Origin of the sequence: Aeromonas sp. R6-2, from assembly GCF_040908155.1 — a bacterium.
In the GTDB taxonomy this organism is placed as follows: domain Bacteria; phylum Pseudomonadota; class Gammaproteobacteria; order Enterobacterales; family Aeromonadaceae; genus Aeromonas; species Aeromonas schubertii.
The window spans coordinates 204,728-220,196 of sequence record NZ_JBFODE010000032.1; the positions used below are offsets into that span (position 1 = coordinate 204,728).

At 66.3% G+C, this 15,469-nt stretch carries 13 protein-coding genes and 1 other RNA gene; 5 read left to right on the forward strand and 9 right to left on the reverse strand.

The features are described from left to right. Window positions 1-50 precede the first annotated feature (50 nt). The 3 genes from AB5Y48_RS07845 to AB5Y48_RS07855 all read left to right on the forward strand — a co-directional run bounded on the left by AB5Y48_RS07845 (window position 51) and on the right by AB5Y48_RS07855 (window position 3,363). The gene (locus AB5Y48_RS07845; RefSeq protein WP_368164130.1) at window positions 51-1,115 is read left to right on the forward strand and encodes an HlyD family secretion protein; all 1,065 of its coding nucleotides are present in this window, start codon (window positions 51-53) and stop codon (window positions 1,113-1,115) included. After that, window positions 1,112-2,107, forward strand: a complete 996-nt coding sequence (locus AB5Y48_RS07850; RefSeq protein ID WP_368164131.1) for a DUF2955 domain-containing protein — start codon at window positions 1,112-1,114, stop codon at window positions 2,105-2,107. Before AB5Y48_RS07845 ends, AB5Y48_RS07850 begins: the two co-directional genes overlap by 4 nt. Window positions 2,108-2,187: 80 nt before the next feature. Next, window positions 2,188-3,363 carry a winged helix-turn-helix domain-containing protein gene (locus tag AB5Y48_RS07855; protein WP_368164132.1) on the forward strand — a complete coding sequence of 392 codons (1,176 nt, stop codon included), beginning with the start codon at window positions 2,188-2,190 and terminating at the stop codon, window positions 3,361-3,363. A 151-nt stretch (window positions 3,364-3,514) separates the two neighbouring features. On the opposite strand, the gene ffs is transcribed toward AB5Y48_RS07855, so the two are convergent. From ffs to AB5Y48_RS07900, 9 genes are all read right to left on the reverse strand, one after another. Next, window positions 3,515-3,611, reverse strand: an RNA gene (gene ffs / locus AB5Y48_RS07860) — signal recognition particle sRNA small type. Between the two features lie 120 nt (window positions 3,612-3,731). Further along, the gene (locus AB5Y48_RS07865; protein WP_224159979.1) at window positions 3,732-4,520 is read right to left on the reverse strand and encodes a sulfite exporter TauE/SafE family protein; all 789 of its coding nucleotides are present in this window, start codon (window positions 4,518-4,520) and stop codon (window positions 3,732-3,734) included. Between the two features lie 59 nt (window positions 4,521-4,579). Further along, a complete protein-coding gene (locus AB5Y48_RS07870; RefSeq protein ID WP_050665980.1) occupies window positions 4,580-6,016 on the reverse strand; it encodes a basic amino acid/polyamine antiporter in 1,437 nt (478 codons plus the stop codon). Between the two features lie 310 nt (window positions 6,017-6,326). Next, on the reverse strand, window positions 6,327-7,082 hold the full coding sequence (locus AB5Y48_RS07875) for an SDR family oxidoreductase (RefSeq protein WP_368164133.1): 756 nt from the start codon (window positions 7,080-7,082) through the stop codon (window positions 6,327-6,329). 11 nt (window positions 7,083-7,093) lie between these two features. Then, window positions 7,094-7,981, reverse strand: coding sequence for a 3-hydroxyisobutyrate dehydrogenase (gene mmsB / locus AB5Y48_RS07880; protein ID WP_368164134.1), 888 nt, complete (start codon window positions 7,979-7,981; stop codon window positions 7,094-7,096). Window positions 7,982-7,990: 9 nt separating this feature from the next. Further along, entirely contained in the window at window positions 7,991-9,097 is a 1,107-nt protein-coding gene (locus AB5Y48_RS07885) for an enoyl-CoA hydratase/isomerase family protein (RefSeq protein WP_368164135.1), read from the reverse strand. A gap of 15 nt (window positions 9,098-9,112) precedes the next feature. Then, window positions 9,113-9,883 carry an enoyl-CoA hydratase gene (locus AB5Y48_RS07890; RefSeq protein WP_368164151.1) on the reverse strand — a complete coding sequence of 257 codons (771 nt, stop codon included), beginning with the start codon at window positions 9,881-9,883 and terminating at the stop codon, window positions 9,113-9,115. Between the two features lie 10 nt (window positions 9,884-9,893). Beyond that, the gene (locus AB5Y48_RS07895; RefSeq protein WP_050665976.1) at window positions 9,894-11,051 is read right to left on the reverse strand and encodes an acyl-CoA dehydrogenase family protein; all 1,158 of its coding nucleotides are present in this window, start codon (window positions 11,049-11,051) and stop codon (window positions 9,894-9,896) included. Window positions 11,052-11,060: 9 nt separating this feature from the next. Next, window positions 11,061-12,575: a CoA-acylating methylmalonate-semialdehyde dehydrogenase gene (locus AB5Y48_RS07900; RefSeq protein ID WP_224159976.1), complete on the reverse strand. Its 1,515-nt coding sequence runs from the start codon at window positions 12,573-12,575 to the stop codon at window positions 11,061-11,063. Between the two features lie 155 nt (window positions 12,576-12,730). On the opposite strand from AB5Y48_RS07900, the gene AB5Y48_RS07905 reads away from it, so the two are divergent. Together AB5Y48_RS07905 and AB5Y48_RS07910 are read left to right on the forward strand one after the other, a co-directional pair. After that, a complete protein-coding gene (locus tag AB5Y48_RS07905; protein ID WP_050665974.1) occupies window positions 12,731-13,867 on the forward strand; it encodes an isovaleryl-CoA dehydrogenase in 1,137 nt (378 codons plus the stop codon). Beyond that, on the forward strand, window positions 13,867-15,465 hold the full coding sequence (locus AB5Y48_RS07910) for a carboxyl transferase domain-containing protein (RefSeq protein WP_368164136.1): 1,599 nt from the start codon (window positions 13,867-13,869) through the stop codon (window positions 15,463-15,465). Before AB5Y48_RS07905 ends, AB5Y48_RS07910 begins: the two co-directional genes overlap by 1 nt. The last annotated feature ends 4 nt before the right edge of the window (window positions 15,466-15,469 follow it).

The following is a 15,469-nucleotide window of genomic DNA, read 5'->3' on the forward strand; positions in this document are numbered from 1 at the left end:
TGACAAGCCGTGCCCTGCCACCTCTCTCTGATTAACAGGAGCCCTCCATCATGGATGCCCCCCATCGCGATCCGGTTCGCCGCCTGACCCTCACCCTTGTGCTCCTGGCCCTGGTGGTCCTCGTCTATGTGCTGTTTGCCCAGCGCCTTACCCCCTTGAGCCGCGAGGGGAGCGTGCAGGCCTTTCTGATCCGCATCGCCCCCGAGGTGGCCGGCAAGGTGAGCGCCGTCGAGGTGAGCGATAACAGCCAGGTGGCCGCCGGCGCCCCCCTGTTTCGCATCAATCCGGATCCCTACCGCATCGCCCTGGCCCAGGCCGAGGCCCATGTCTCTAGCGTAGGGCAGGCGATCGGCGCCGACACCGCCGCGGTGCAGACCGCCCAGGCCCGCATGGTGCAGGCCAAGGCCGCGCGCGATAACGCCGCCGACAATGCGGCCCGGGTGCTGGAGCTGGCGCGCCGGGGCGTCATGTCGGCCGCCCAGCGGGATCAGGCCAGCGCCACCCTGGCCCAGGCCGAGGCCGCCCTCACCGCCAGCGAGGCCGATCTGCAGCGCGCCCGCCAGAGTCTGGGTCCCCAGGGGGAGGAGAACCCCCGCCTCAAGGAGGCGATGGCCACCCTGGCCAAGGCACGCCTGGACCTGATGCGCACCACAGTGGTGGCCCCCAATCAGGGCGCCATCACCAATATCCAGTTGGCCCCTGGCCAATATGCGGCCGTGGGCACCCCGGCCATGACTTTTATCGACACAGGCGCAATCTGGATCACCACCATGCTCGACGAGAATGCCCTGGAGTATCTCAGGGCGGGACAACCGGCCGAGATCCTGTTTGATGTGCTGCCCGGACGGGTCTTCAAGGCCCGCCTCGAGAGCCTGGGCTTTGGCAGTGCCGGCAGCCTGGGCACGGATCAGAGCACGGGTCTGCTGATGGCCCCCAGCGGCAAACAGGCCGGGCGCCAGTTCCCCGTCACCCTGGTGCTGGACGAACCGCTGCCACGTGGCCTGCGCTATGGCTCCCAGGCGACCGTGCTCTTCTATCCGGGCAAGAGCGCCTGGATGGAGTGGGTCGGCGGCCTCTGGCTGCGTGTACTGGCCCAGCTCTCCTACCTCTCATGAGCGGGCAAGCATGGCGCCATGGGGCACTGCGTCTTGGGATAATGCCCATGGTTGTCCTGGCCATAGAGATGCAAAGCGGGGCCAGCCTGCCCATGCTCGCCCCCATCTTCACGGTGATCCTGCTGTTGCTGATGCCAGGACGCCCCCCCCTGGTGATGCTGGTCAAACTGTTGGGGGTAGTGGTGACCTGCAGTGCCCTCATCGGTCTGATGGCCCGCCTGACCGGCGGCAATCTCTTCGCCTTCTGGCTGACCATGATCGCGCTGGTGGTGGCCCTGTTTGCCCGCCTCGAGCGTAACCCGGCCGATCTGGTGGGGCTGCTTGGGCTCATGGTCACCACCATGAGCCTGGTGCTGGTACAAAGCGATCCGGGCTGGCCCATGGCCATCGCCCCCCTGATGGGCAAGGCCATCGTCAAGGCCATCTTCTGGACCCTGCTCGCCTTCGCCCTCTGGCCCCGCCCCTGGCCGAGCTGGCCGACCCCGGCGGCAACCGACAGCCGCCCCCCTTCGGCACTGCAGGTGCTGGGCAAGAGCGCCGCCCTGCTGTTGGCCGTGGCCCTGGCCATCGCGGCCCAGGATCAGAGCGCCATCCTCATCGGTGCCACCCTGGCCAACCTGCTGCGGGCCAATGATCCCACCCTGACCCGCAGCAATGCCCGCACCCTGCTCACCGCCAACCTGCTGGGCGCCCTGGTGGCCCTGCCCCTGGTATTGATCATCTGGTTGCTGCCCAATCCCCCCTTCGCCCTGCTCTGCGCCCTGGCGGCCAGCCTCTGGCTCTCGGGACGCCTGGCCTGCGGCTGGCCCATCCCCGTCATCCAGAGCGCCATGACGGTGCTGCTGACCCTGCTGGCCAGCCTGCTGCCGAGCCAGAGTCTGGTCGCCATGGGGGATCGCCTCCTCACCGTGCTGCTCACCGTGCTCTACTGCGCCCTGGTGATGCGGCTGCTGCACCCCGGCCATGGCGAATTGCTGAACACAGACCCATGACCACAGAGCGCCCGGGCCTCGCCTCGAGCCCGGGTCTCCTTCCTGGTGTCACCACCCAACCGTCACGATATGGAGCTTCGATGTCCTCTCCCTTCTCTCCCCTCGAATGGCGCCGTATCAACCTGGCCCGCCAGGGGCTGCTCACACCTCCTGCGGATCTGCTCACCACGGTGCAGCGCCTCGGCTATGTGCAGATAGATTCGATCAACGTAGTCGAGCGCGCCCACCACCATGTGCTGCACTCACGCCTGCCGGGCTACCAGCCCGCTCAGCTCGATGCCGCCCTCGCCCGTGGCGAGCTGTTCGAATACTGGTCGCACGCCGCCGCCTACCTGCCCATGGAGGACTACCGCTTCAGCCTGCCGCGCAAGCTGGCCCTGCGCGATGGCCAGCGTCACTGGTTCGAGCGTGACTGTGCCGTGATGGATCAGGTGCTCGGCCGCATCCGCGAGCAGGGCCCGTGCAAGGCGAGCGACTTCGACCACCCCGGTCACAAAGGGGGCTGGTGGGAGTGGAAGCCGGCCAAGAAGGCCCTCGAGCAACTCTTTATGGAAGGAGCGCTCATGGTGGTGCGGCGGGAGAAGTTTCAGAAGGTGTTCGACTTGACCGAGCGGGTGCTGCCTGCCGGCATCGACACCCGGCCCCCCGATGACGAGGCATTCGCCCGTCACCTTGTCGAGCGCTACCTAGCCGCCCAGGGCTTTGGCAGCCTCAGGCAGATGGGGTATTTGCGCCGCAACGTGCAGGCGCCCATCAAGGCGGCGCTGGCGGCCATGGAGGAGGAGGGCCGACTCGAGAGCTTTGCGGTCGGGCGCGAGCGCTACTGGTTCGAATCCGATCTCGCAGCCCCCACCGGAGTGCCCAACCGGGTGTGGCTGCTCAACCCGTTCGATAACCTGCTCATCCAGCGTGAGCGGCTGCGCCACTGGTTCGGGTTTGACTACCAGCTGGAGGTCTACCTGCCCGCACCCAAGCGCCGCTTTGGCTACTACACCCTGGCGCTGCTCTGGGGGGAGCACTTCATCGGCCGTCTCGACGTCAAGGCCGAGCGAGCCTGCGGCAAGCTGCTGCTTAAAAATCTGGTGCTGGAGCCGGCCGCCTATCGCGAAGACGGTCGGCTGCACGACTTCCTGCCGGCCCTGGAGCAGACGCTGGCCGACTACACCGCCTTCAACGGCTGCCAGCGCTGGAAGCTGGAGCGCAGCAGCGACCCCCAGCTAAAACGCCACTACAGCCGCCAGCAGTGGATCTCATAGCGAGGCGGCGATGGCCCAATGTCGGCTTGAGAAACAGGCGGAAGAGAGAGCAAAGCGGAAGAGCGTCAGGCTGCGCCTCCTCGTCCACACCATGTGGATGACCAGAGGGCAAAGGGGAGATAAGCGATAGATATTCCAGAAATGGAGGCGGCCCCACCAGCCACATCCCGGCACTCGAGTCCCCCGCCTTGGCTGCTTCCTTCCGGACCTGACCAGGTAGACGGGTTATCGATGCGAGAGGACCAATGGGGCCACCATCGAACGCGGTGAAGTCTAACAGAGCGCCCCTTCAATGCAACGGCTTTTTGCCTCTTTCAGGCGCGTTCGTCTGCTTTTTCAGCAAGTTGCCGCAACCTGGCGCAGCAGCCTCAGCTAAAGAGCATAAATTTCGCCCCCACCACGAGCAGCAGGCAGGCAAACCCCTGTTTGAGGCGCTTGGGAGGCAGACGATGGGCCAACCTGGCACCGATGCGGGCAAACTGGGTGCTGGTAAGCACTATGCCAAGAAGCGCCGGCAGGTAGACGTAGCCCACCGACCACTCGGGCAAGTCCCCATGCCCCCATCCGGCATAGAGATAGGAGAGGCTACCCGAGAGCGCGATGGGAAGGCTACAGGCCGCCGAGACCGCCACCGCCCGGCTCATGGGCACGCTGCACCAGGAGAGATAGGGCACGGTGAGCGAGCCCCCGCCGATGCCGAAGATGGCCGACATCCAGCCGATCACCAGCCCGGCCACCCCGTTACCCGCCCGTCCGGGCAGCGGCCGCCCCCCCTTGGGTTGCAGGGAGAGCCCCATCTGCAGGGCCATGGTCCAGGCGAAGATGCCGATGATAAGGTTGAGGGTGGTGGCCGGCAGCAGGCTGGCGGTGAGACCACCGAGCCAGCCCCCCAGGATCATGCCGACGGCAAGCTGGCGGATCAGGGGCCAATCCACGGCCCCGCGCTTCTGGTGCACCCGCAAGGAGCTCACCCCGGTGAAGATCATGGTGAGCATGGAGGTGCCCAGCGCCAGGTGAGTGATGACATCGGGATGGACCCCCTGCAGGCGGAAGGTGGCGACCAGCACGGGGACTATGATGAGTCCGCCGCCGATGCCAAACAGACCGGCCAGCATGCCGGCGCAGGCCCCCAGCAACAGATACCCGAGAAACAACATAAGAATTCCTTGCTCATAACAACACGGGATGGCGTAGAGCCATCCCGTCATGGTGCCTGTTAATTGAGGGGAATGGTACCGTCCATCACCTTGTAGAAGGCCAGCACGGCAAAGCCGAGCAGGGCCGCCGTCATCCCCTGCTCGAGGCGGTTCATGCCGCGCAGGCCGTGATGCTGACGCGCCTTCCAGTAGATGAAGATCCCCGGGCTATAGAGCAGGGCCACCAGCAGCAGGTACTCGATCCCCGCCGCATAGACCAGCCAGCAACCGTAGCCGGTGGCGATCAGGGCCAGCAGCATGTCGCGCTTGCGCTGATGGGGCTGCCCCTCATAGGTCTGCCCCGAGAGCGCCAGCTTGAGGCCATAGGCGCCGGAGAAGACATAGGGCACCAGGGCGGCCGCGGTGGCGATGTTCACCAGCGCCAGATAGGTGGAGCTCTGGAAGTAGATGACGATGAGGAAGAACTGCACCAGGGCAGCCGAGCACCAGAGCGACACCTGGGGCGAGCCGTTCTTGTTCTCCCGGGAGAACCACTCGGGGAAGACCCCGGTCTTGCCGGCGATATAGGGTACCTCGGCCGCCAGCACGGTCCAGCTCAGCAGGGCGCCCATCACAGAGATCACCAGGCCGATGTTAATCAGCCAGGCGCCCCAGGGACCGACCACCTTCTCGAGGATCAGGGCGGTGGAGGGGTTCTTGAGGGCGGCCACTTCCGGCTGGCTCATCACCCCCAGGGTGAACAGGGTCACCATGACGTAGAGAGCCAGGGCGCCGAGCAGGGCCAGTACGGTGGCGCGTCCCACGTCGCGGCGATGACGGGCGCGAGCCGATACCACCACGGCCCCCTCGATGCCGATAAAGACCCACAGGGTCACCTTCATGGTGGACTTGACCTGCTCGAGCACGGAGCCGAGCTCAGGGGTCTGTTGGCCCCAGATATCGAGGGTGAAGGTCTCCATATGGAAGGCGAGCAGGATCGCCACACAGAAGACGATGAGGGGCACCATCTTGGCGATGGTGGTCACCACGTTGACCATGGCGGCCATCTTGACCCCCTTGAGCACCAGGGCGTTCACCGACCAGATGAGCAGGGAGGCAAGCACGATGGCAACGGGGGTGTTGCCATCGCCGAAGATGACCCGTTCCGGGGTATCGAAGAAGTAGCTCAGGGCGCTGAAGACCACCACGGCATAGGAGACGTTGGCCAGCAGTTGGCAGATCCAGTAACCCCAGGCGGCATTGAAACCGATGAAGTCACCAAACCCCGCCTTGGCATAGCTGAAGATGCCGCCGTCGAGATCCGGACGACGCATGGAGAGCGACTGATAGACCAGGGCCAGGCAGATCATGCCAAGGCCGGTGACGAGCCAGCCGATGGCGATGGCACCGACCCCGGCGTGGGAGGCGATATTTTGCGGCAGACTGAAGACGCCGGCTCCCACCATGGAGCCAATGACCAGGGAGACGAGGGCGCCAAGACCCAATTTATTATCCATCTCTGTCCCGTTGCTTGCTGTGGCAGCGATTGACGTCCCTATTCAATCCACTCGCACTAAAGAAGGCAAACCCCGCTCCGGGGCCCATGAAAAGGGCGGCAACTATATTGCATGATTATGCCTGCCGCAACGTTCATCACCTCTAATCGATCCGGTTTTGACCGGGCGCAATTTTACAGAAATGACACAGGTTGCCTGTGACAGGGGTCAAATTAGACAAGATCCCCTGACATTTCACACAGTTGCAATTTGGAGAAAGAGATGGCATGGAGGACGGCTGCATGGCCATGCAGCCGTCCATGCTGGCCATTCAGAGACGCAGGCCGCCGTCGATCTCGATCATGCGCCCACTCAGGTAGTCGTTGCGAAGGATAAAGCGCACCGTGTCGGCGATCTGGGCCGCCTCACCGAGTCGCCCGACCGGGATGGCCTGACGCATCCGATCCATCGCCTCGGGCTTCATGGCTGCCGTCATGTCGGTGGCAAACACCCCGGGGGCGATGCCCATCACCCGGATACCATAGCGCGACAGCTCACGGGCCCAGGTGACCACCAGGGCTGCCACCCCCGCCTTGCTCGCCGCATAGTTGCTCTGGCCCATGTTGCCGGCCCGGGCAATGGAGGAGACGTTGATGATGACGCCGCCCCCGGTCTGGCTCATCAGGGCCGCCGCCTCGCGGCCACACAGGAAGGTGCCGGTGAGGTTAACGTCGATGACCGCCTGCCACTGGGCCAGCGACAGCTTCTCGAGGGGATGACCATCCCGGCGCTTGATGAGCAGGCCGTCGCGCAATATGCCGGCACAGTTGACAAGCCCGCTGAGGGGACCGAGTTCGCCGAGTCGGGCGAAGGCCCCCTCCACCTCGGCCTCATCGGCCACGTTGCAGGGCAGCAGCAGCGCCTCCCCTCCCCGACTCTCCACCTCGGCCTGGGTCACCTCCAGATCGCTGCGATTGACGTCAAGCAGCGCCACTCTGGCCCCTTCAGAGGCCAGCGCCAGGGCGATGGCCCGACCCAGACCACGACCGGCACCGGTCACCGCAATCAGCTTGTCATGAATATCCATGCTTACTCCTCTCAATGCTCCGGACCACGATAGAGCCGTTGAATGCTGGAAAAGTCGAGGGCCTCGTTGCCCCATTGGGCGTGGAGCTGAAACAGATTGCGGGCGGCGGCACCGAGCGGCACCGGTCTCCTGGCGTGTTCGGCCAACGCCATGGCCAGTCCCAGATCCTTGACCATCAGCCGGGTCATGAAGCCCCCCTGATAGTCGCGTGACGCCGGGGCACTCTCCATCACCCCGGGCCAGGGGTTGTAGCGCTCCAGGCACCAGTTATTGCCCGAGCTCTTGCCCATGATGGCCGAGAGCACGGCGGGATCGAGTCCCTCGCTCACCCCGAGGGCCAGGGCCTCGGCGGTGCCCGCCATCTGGATGGCGAGCAGCATATTGTTGCACATCTTGGCGATCTGACCGGCGCCAAGGGGGCCTGCGTGAAACAGGTTCTGCCCCATGGCCGCGAGTACACGCTTGGCGGCCTCCACGTCGAGCGCCTCCCCCCCCATGATGAAGGTCAGGGTCCCGGCCCGGGCCCCGGCGGTGCCACCTGAGACAGGCGCATCCACAAAGCGCAGCCCGCGTGCCCGCGCCGCCTCACCCACGGCGCGGGCCGAGGCAACGTCGATGGTCGAGCTGTCGATGACCAGGGTGCCGGGTGGCAGGGCGCCGAGCAGATCGTCGCCGAGCCAGAGGCCGGTGACATGCTGCCCCGCCGGCAGCATGGTGATGGCTACCTCACAGTCCGAGACCGCCTCGCGGGCGCTGGCCGCCGCGATGCAGCCGGCGGCGGCCGCCTCGGCCAGGTGCTCGGCCAGCAGATCGTAGACCCGCACCCGGTGACCGGCGCGGACCAGGTTGGCGGCCATGGGGCCACCCATGTTACCAAGACCGATAAATGCGATGTTCATTCTCTCTCCTTAGGCAAGTTGGGCCAGGGGATTGTCCCCGCCGCGCCAGCGCCACATGTCGGCCAGCCAGTCGGCGGGCACCTCGCTCTGCCTGGCGAAGCGCCAGCGCGGGGACTTGTCCTTGTCGATAAGCAGGGCGCGCACCCCTTCCAGAAAATCCCCCTCCAGCACGCAGTTGACCGAGAGGGCGAGCTCCTCGGCAAACACCTCGGCCAGCGACAGGTGGCGGGCATGCCCGTATTGCTGCCAGGCGATGGCCCGGCTGATGGGGCTGCCACCGTGGCACGTCGCCTGGGCCTGGGCCAGGGCCGGCCAGGGCGCGAGATCGGCGGCAAACAGGCGCGCCAGGATCCCCTCGAGGGAGCGACCGGCCAGCAGCGCCTCTATCTGCACCCTGTGGGGCAGCAGCAGAGGCTCGGGGGCCGGCATCCCCTCCCCGAGGCGATCGATCAGGCCGAAGATGGCCTCATCGAGCGCCTCCCCCTCGAGCCGCCAGTCCAGCCCCTGCAGCCGCTCCTTGAGCTCAGCGCGGCGCGCCGCCGGGATCAGGGCATCGGCCATCCCGAGCGCCAGGGCATCGCTGCCGTTAAAGCGGGCCCCGGTGAGACCGAGCCAGAGCCCGAGCCGCCCCGGCATACGTGACAGGAACCAGCTGCCGGCCACATCCGGGTAGAGGCCTATGCTCACCTCGGGCATGGCGAGCAGGCTCTGCTCGGTCAGGATGCGAAAACGGGCCCCCGCCAACAGGCCGATACCGCCGCCCATGACGATGCCATGGCCCAGGCAGAGGATGGGCTTGGGATAGGTGTGAATGGCGTGATCGAGGCGGTACTCCTGCTCGAAGAAATCGGCGGCGAACTCACCGAGCACACTCACCGGCTGCTCCTGGGCCAGGTGGTAGAAGGAGCGGATATCACCGCCGGCGCAAAACGCCTTCTCTCCCCCCTCCAGCCAGACGGCGCGTACCCTTGGATCCTCAGCCCACAGGGCGAGCTGCCGGCTCAGGAGCCGGATCATCGGCAGGCTCAGGGCATTGAGGGAGGCGGGGGCATCCAGGGTCAAGACGCCGATACACAGATCCCCGGGCAGGGGCAGATGGCTGACATGGACTGTCATCAGGCTCTCCTCGTCTCAGTAGTGCCAGCGGGGTGGACGTTTTTCCAGGAAGGCCTGCACCCCCTCCTGCTGATTGGGGTCATCGAACAGGGCGAGGAAGGCCTCGCGCTCCAAAGGCAGCGCCTCGTCACGGGGACGACGACGCCCCTGATTGATGAGCCCCTTGCAGGCACGCAAGGCCGCCGGGCTCTGCTGGGCGGCGTGAGCCGCCATGCGCCGGGCCGCCTCGACCCCGTGCCCGCTCTGCACCACCTGCTCCACCAGCCCAATCTCGTAACCCAGGGTCGCATCGACCCGCTCGCCGCACAGGATCATCCGCTTGGCCCAGCCCGGCCCCACCAACTCGGTGAGGCGCTGGGTACCGCCGGCACAGGGGAGCAGCCCTACCGAGGCCTCCGGCAGGGCCAGCACCGCCTGCTGCTCGGCGATGCGGATGTCGCAGGCGAGCGCCAACTCGAGCCCGCCCCCCATGGCAAAACCGTTGATGGCGGCAATGGTGACGCCGGGGAAGGCGGCCAGGGTGTCGAAGGCCTGGCCAAAGGCCTCGCCCACCTCGCGGGCCAGCCCCTTGTCATCGCCGGAAAACTGCTTGAGATCGGCCCCGGCACAGAAGAACTTCTCGCCGCTGCCAGAGAACACCAGGGCCACCACCTCGGGGCGGCTTGCCACCTCCTGCAGTATGTGGGTAAGGGCCTGCAATCCGTGCAGGGTCAGGGTATTGGCGGGAGCATGGTCCAGGGTCAACAGGGCGGTATGACCGTGATACTCCACATGGATCCTTGTCATCATGGGGCATTTACTCCAGGCTGAGCCCCTGCTCGCTGAGCAGGCGGCGGGCAATAATGAGGCGCATCACCTCGTTGGTTCCCTCCAGAATGCGATGCACCCGGGTATCGCGCAGATAGCGCTCGAGGGGGTAGTCGCGGGTATAACCATAGCCACCGAACAGTTGCAGCGCCTCGTCACAGATCCTGAAGCCGATGTCGGTCGCAAAGCGTTTGGCCATGGCGCACCAGGCGCTCTTGTCGGGGCAGCCCTCATCGAGCCTCGCCGCCGCCTGACGCACCAAGAGGCGCGCCGCGGCAAGCTCGGTCGCCATATCGGCCAGACGAAACTGCACGCTCTGAAATTCGCTGATCGGGTGACCGAACTGCTCGCGCTCCCGTACATAGGCGAGTGCGTCGTCGAGGGCCCGCTGGGCGGTTCCCACCGAGCAGGTGGCGATGTTGATGCGCCCGCCATCGAGCGCCTGCATGGCAAACTTGAACCCCTCACCCTCCTGCCCCAGACGATAGGCGGCAGGCACCCTGACCCCTTCGAAGATCACCTCGCGGGTCGGTTGGCTGTTCCAGCCGAGCTTCTCCTCGGCCTTGCCGTAGCGCACGCCCCTTGTCTCGGCCGGCACCATGAAGGCGGAGATCCCCCCCGCCCCGGGGCCACCGGTGCGGGCCATCACCACCAGCACGTCGGTGCTGCCTGCCCCCGAGATAAACACCTTGCTGCCGTCGATGAGGTACTCCTCTCCCTCGCGCACCGCTCGAGTCTTGAGGGCAGCGGCATCCGATCCTGCCCCCGGCTCGGTGAGGCAGTAAGAGCCGAGCAGCTCGCCGCTCGCCAGGCGCGGCACCCAGACGGCGGCCGTCGCCTCGGGCAACCACTGCCCCAGCATCCAGCTCACCATGTTGTGGATGGTGAGGTAGGCGGTGGTCGAGGTGCAGCCCATGGCGAGCTGCTCGAAGATGAGGCTGGCATCGAGGCGGGGCAGCCCCAGACCGCCGTGATCCGGCGTGGTGTAGAGGCCGCAGAAGCCGAGCTCGGCCGCCCCCTTGATGGTCTCGATGGGGAACTCATGCTCCCGATCCCAGCGCGCCGCGTGGGGGGCCAGGGCCTCCTCGGAGAAGGCGGCCGCTGCCGCCATAAAGGCTCTCTGATCCTCGGTGGGTCTAAAGTCCATGTCTGCTCCTCAGCGCAGGGTGATGGTGAGATTGGGGCCGGCGGCCGACTCGTCGTCGAACCAGCGTTCGGTGACCGTCTTGGTCTCGGTATAGAAGCGCACCGCCTGTTTGCCGTAGGCGTGGAGATCCCCGTAGAAGGAGCCGCGCCAGCCGGTGAACGAAAAGAAGGGGAGCGGCACCGGGATAGGGACGTTGATCCCCACCTGGCCCACCGCCACCTCATGGCGGAAGTGACGCGCCGCGGCGCCGCTGCCGGTGAAGAGCGAGGTGCCGTTGCCATAGGGGTTGTCATTGATAAGTGCGATGGCCTGCTCCAGGCTCTCCACCTCCATGCAGGCGAGCACCGGGCCGAAGATCTCCTCCCGGTAGAGCCCCATCTCTGTGGTCACGCCGCGAAACAGGGTAGGCCCCATCCAGTTGCCCTCGGGGTAGCCGGGCACCTCCACCGAGCGCCCATCCACCAGACACTCGGCCCCCTCACGGACGCCGGCCTCGATAAGACCCGCCACGCGTGCCTTCGCCCCCTGGCTGATGAGGGGGCCATAGGCCGCCCCTTCGTCGTTCCAGGGGCCCGGGCGCACCGCGCGAAACGCCTCGGCCAGCTCGGGGATCCAGTCACGGGCCGCCCCCACGAAGACCGCCACGCTGATGGCCATGCAGCGCTGGCCGGCGGCGCCGACCCCGGCCCCCACCAGATTGCTCAGCACCTGGCTCTTGTTGGCATCGGGCAGGATCACCATGTGATTCTTGGCGCCGACGAAGCACTGGGCCCGCTTGAGGTGATGGGTGGCGGTGCGGTAGACATGGGCCCCGACCCGGGCCGAGCCGACGAAGCTCACCGCCTTGATGAGAGGATGGGTAATGAGCTGATCCACCTGCTCTCCCCTGCCGTGGATGACGCTGAGGATGCCATCGGGGGCGCCGGCCTCCTTGAAGAGCTCGGCCAGGCGCATGGGAGTGAGGGGATCCTGCTCGGAGGGTTTGAGCACGAAGCCGTTGCCACAGGCGATGGCGAGCGGAAACATCCAAAGCGGGATCATGGCCGGGAAGTTAAAGGGGGTGATACCGGCGCACACCCCGAGGGGCTGCATCCAGGAGTGGCCATCCACTCCGCGGGCCACGTTGCCCAGGGTCTCTCCCATCATCTGGCTGGCGATGCCGGAGGCTTGCTCCACCACCTCAATGCCGCGCCACACGTCCCCCTTGGCGTCGGCCAGGGTCTTGCCGGTCTCCTGGGCCAGCAGCTCGGCCAGCTCGTCATGATGCACCTTGAGCAGGTGGGCAAAACGCATCATCACCCGCGCCCGCTCCGGGGCAGGTACCTGTCCCCAACTGCGCTGGGCCTCGGCGGCGCTCTGGATAGCCAGCTCCACCTCATCGCTGGTGGCGCAGGGCACGCGCGCCAGCAGGCGCTGATCGAGGGGGCTGTGAACCGGCAACCACTGATCGCTTTGGGACGGCACGGCGTGCCCCCCGATGAGCAGGGGAAGGTCGCCAAAACGGGGGGATAACGAACTGGCCATGGCAGGGCTCCTCATGGAAATTTACCTTAGACTAACAACTGATTTACGTTTACGCTAACGTAAACTTACCCCTGGATTGGACGGACCAGTTGGGGTCATTCAGACCCGGCTGTCGCTCTGGGCGCCCATCCCCATGACTCACGGAGAGAGAACCCATGCATGACGACAGCCTCGCCCCCCTGATCGATCAGGTAGAAGCCTTCTGCCAGAAGCGGATCGCCCCGCGCGCCGCCGAGATCGACGTGAGCAACCAGTTTCCCCGCGATCTCTGGCCCGAGCTCGGCGAGCTGGGACTGCACGGCATCACGGTGGCCGAGGAGTATGGCGGGGTGGCACTGGGCTATCTCGCCCACGTCATGGTGATGGAGCAGGTGAGCCGGGCCAGCGCCTCGGTGGGCCTCTCCTACGGCGCCCACTCCAACCTCTGCATCAACCAGATCCACCGCCACGGCACGCCGGAGCAAAAAGCCAAGTACCTGCCGGAGCTGGTGAGCGGCCGCCACGTGGGGGCACTGGCCATGAGCGAGCCGGGCGCCGGCTCCGATGTGGTGAGCATGCGCCTGACCGCCCGGCGCGACGGGGATGACTTCATCCTCAATGGCAACAAGATGTGGATCACCAACGGCCCCGATGCCGAGGTGTTCGTCATCTACGCCAAGACAGATCCGGCCGCCGGCCCCAAGGGGATCAGCGCCTTCATCGTGGAGAAGGGCACCCCGGGCTTTGGCACCGCCCAGAAGCTCGACAAGCTCGGCATGCGTGGCTCGAACACCTGCGAGCTGGTGTTCGACCAATGCCGGGTGCCCGCCGCCAACCTGCTCGGCGCCCTGGGGGGCGGCGTGCGGGTGCTGATGAGCGGCCTCGACTACGAGCGCATCGTGCTCGCCGCCGGCCCCCTTGGCATCATGCAGGCCTGCATGGACGTGGTGCTCCCCTATGTGCGCGAGCGCAAGCAGTTTGGCCAGCCCATCGGCGAGTTCCAGCTGGTGCAGGGCAAGCTCGCCGACATGTACACCCGTCTGGCCAGCGCCCGCGCCCTGGTCTATTCGGTGGCCCGCGACTGCGACGCCGGGCGCACCAGCCGCAAGGATTGCGCCGCGGCCATCCTCTACGCCGCCGAGAGCGCCACCCAGATGGCCCTCGATGCCATCCAGCTGCTGGGGGGCAACGGCTACATCAATGACTACCCGACCGGGCGTCTGCTGCGCGATGCCAAGCTCTACGAGATAGGCGCCGGCACTTCGGAGATCCGCCGCTGGCTCATCGGCCGGGAATTGATGGGAGAGGCATGATGGCGCACCTTCTCTCCAGCCTCGACACCCGCGCTCCCGACTTTATGGAGAAGCAAGCCGCCATGGCCGCCCTGGTGGCCGATCTCGACGCCCGACTGGCCGCCGTGCGCCAGGGCGGGGGCGCGGCCAACAACGCCCGCCACCAGGCCAGGGGCAAGCTGCTGCCCCGGGATCGACTGCTGCATCTGCTCGATGCGGGCTCCCCCTTTTTGGAACTCTCCCCCCTGGCGGCCCACGAGGTCTATGACGAGCCGGTGCCCGCCGCCGGCATCATCACGGGGATCGGCCGTATCCAGGGACGCCTGTGCATGCTGGTGATCAACGACGCCACCGTCAAAGGGGGCACCTACTACCCGTTGACGGTGAAAAAACACCTGCGCGCCCAGGCCATCGCCGAGCGGCTGCACCTCCCCTGCCTCTATCTGGTCGACTCGGGCGGTGCCTTCCTGCCGATGCAGGACGAGGTGTTTCCAGACCGGGATCACTTTGGTCGCATCTTCTACAACCAGGCGCGCATGTCGGCCCGGGGGATCCCCCAGCTCGCCGTGGTGATGGGGCTCTGTACCGCCGGCGGCGCCTATGTGCCGGCCATGGCCGACGAGTCCATCATGGTGAAGAATCAGGCCACCATCTTCCTCGCCGGTCCGCCACTGGTTAAGGCGGCCACCGGCGAGGAGATCAGCGCCGAGGCGCTCGGGGGTGCCGAGGTGCACTGCGCCCTCTCGGGGGTGGCGGATCACCTGGCCCGGGACGATGCCCATGCCCTCGCCCTGGCTCGCACCCTGGTGAGCCATCTGCCTGGCGATGACAGTGAGCCGGCCCCTTATGCAGAGCCGCGCTACCCCATCGAGGATCTCTACGGCCTGGTGGGTGCCAACCTCAAAAAACCGGTGGAGGCGCGGGAGATCATCGCCCGCCTGGTGGACGACTCGGCATTTGACGAGTTCAAGGCGCGCTTTGGCACCACCCTGGTCACCGGCTTCGCCAGCATCTGCGGCATGCCGGTGGGGATCCTCGCCAACAACGGGGTGCTGCACAGTGACAGCGCCCAGAAGGGGGCCCACTTCATCCAGCTCTGCAACCGGCGCGGCACCCCACTGCTGTTTTTACAGAACATCACCGGCTTCATGGTCGGCAGCGCCGCCGAACATGGGGGCATCGCCAAGCACGGGGCCAAGCTGGTCACGGCAGTGGCCTGCAGCCGGGTACCCAAGCTCACCCTGATCACGGGTGGCAGCTTCGGTGCCGGCAACTATGGCATGGCCGGGCGCGCCTTCGAGCCCGACTTCCTCTTCAGCTGGCCCAACAGCCGCATCTCTGTGATGGGGGGAGAGCAGGCCGCCGGCGTACTGACCCAGGTGCGCCTGGACAAGCTCGCCGCCGAGGGACGCCGCCCCGGGGATCAAGAGCTAGAGGACATTCGCCGCCCCGTGCTCGAGCAGTACGAGCGTCAGGGCCACCCCTACTACGCCAGTGCCCGCCTCTGGGATGACGGGGTGATCGATCCGGCCGACAGCCGGATTGTGTTGGCCCTGGCCCTGGCCGCCTGCCGGCAGCGTCCGCTGGGCGATGAGCAGTACGGCATCTTTCGCATGTAAAGGA

What these genes read in the sequence shown, in the direction of transcription:
- AB5Y48_RS07885 (WP_368164135.1), bottom strand. Translation starts at nt 9,097, where the DNA reads ATGACAGTCCATGTCAGCCATCTGCCCCTGCCCGGGGATCTGTGTATC.
- AB5Y48_RS07890 (WP_368164151.1), bottom strand. Translation starts at nt 9,883, where the DNA reads ATGACAAGGATCCATGTGGAGTATCACGGTCATACCGCCCTGTTGACC.
- AB5Y48_RS07865 (WP_224159979.1), bottom strand. Translation starts at nt 4,520, where the DNA reads ATGTTGTTTCTCGGGTATCTGTTGCTGGGGGCCTGCGCCGGCATGCTG.
- AB5Y48_RS07900 (WP_224159976.1), bottom strand. Translation starts at nt 12,575, where the DNA reads ATGGCCAGTTCGTTATCCCCCCGTTTTGGCGACCTTCCCCTGCTCATC.
- mmsB (WP_368164134.1), bottom strand. Translation starts at nt 7,981, where the DNA reads ATGAACATCGCATTTATCGGTCTTGGTAACATGGGTGGCCCCATGGCC.
- AB5Y48_RS07875 (WP_368164133.1), bottom strand. Translation starts at nt 7,082, where the DNA reads ATGGATATTCATGACAAGCTGATTGCGGTGACCGGTGCCGGTCGTGGT.
- AB5Y48_RS07850 (WP_368164131.1), top strand. Translation starts at nt 1,112, where the DNA reads ATGAGCGGGCAAGCATGGCGCCATGGGGCACTGCGTCTTGGGATAATG.
- AB5Y48_RS07910 (WP_368164136.1), top strand. Translation starts at nt 13,867, where the DNA reads ATGGCGCACCTTCTCTCCAGCCTCGACACCCGCGCTCCCGACTTTATG.
- AB5Y48_RS07870 (WP_050665980.1), bottom strand. Translation starts at nt 6,016, where the DNA reads ATGGATAATAAATTGGGTCTTGGCGCCCTCGTCTCCCTGGTCATTGGC.
- AB5Y48_RS07905 (WP_050665974.1), top strand. Translation starts at nt 12,731, where the DNA reads ATGCATGACGACAGCCTCGCCCCCCTGATCGATCAGGTAGAAGCCTTC.
- AB5Y48_RS07855 (WP_368164132.1), top strand. Translation starts at nt 2,188, where the DNA reads ATGTCCTCTCCCTTCTCTCCCCTCGAATGGCGCCGTATCAACCTGGCC.
- AB5Y48_RS07845 (WP_368164130.1), top strand. Translation starts at nt 51, where the DNA reads ATGGATGCCCCCCATCGCGATCCGGTTCGCCGCCTGACCCTCACCCTT.
- AB5Y48_RS07895 (WP_050665976.1), bottom strand. Translation starts at nt 11,051, where the DNA reads ATGGACTTTAGACCCACCGAGGATCAGAGAGCCTTTATGGCGGCAGCG.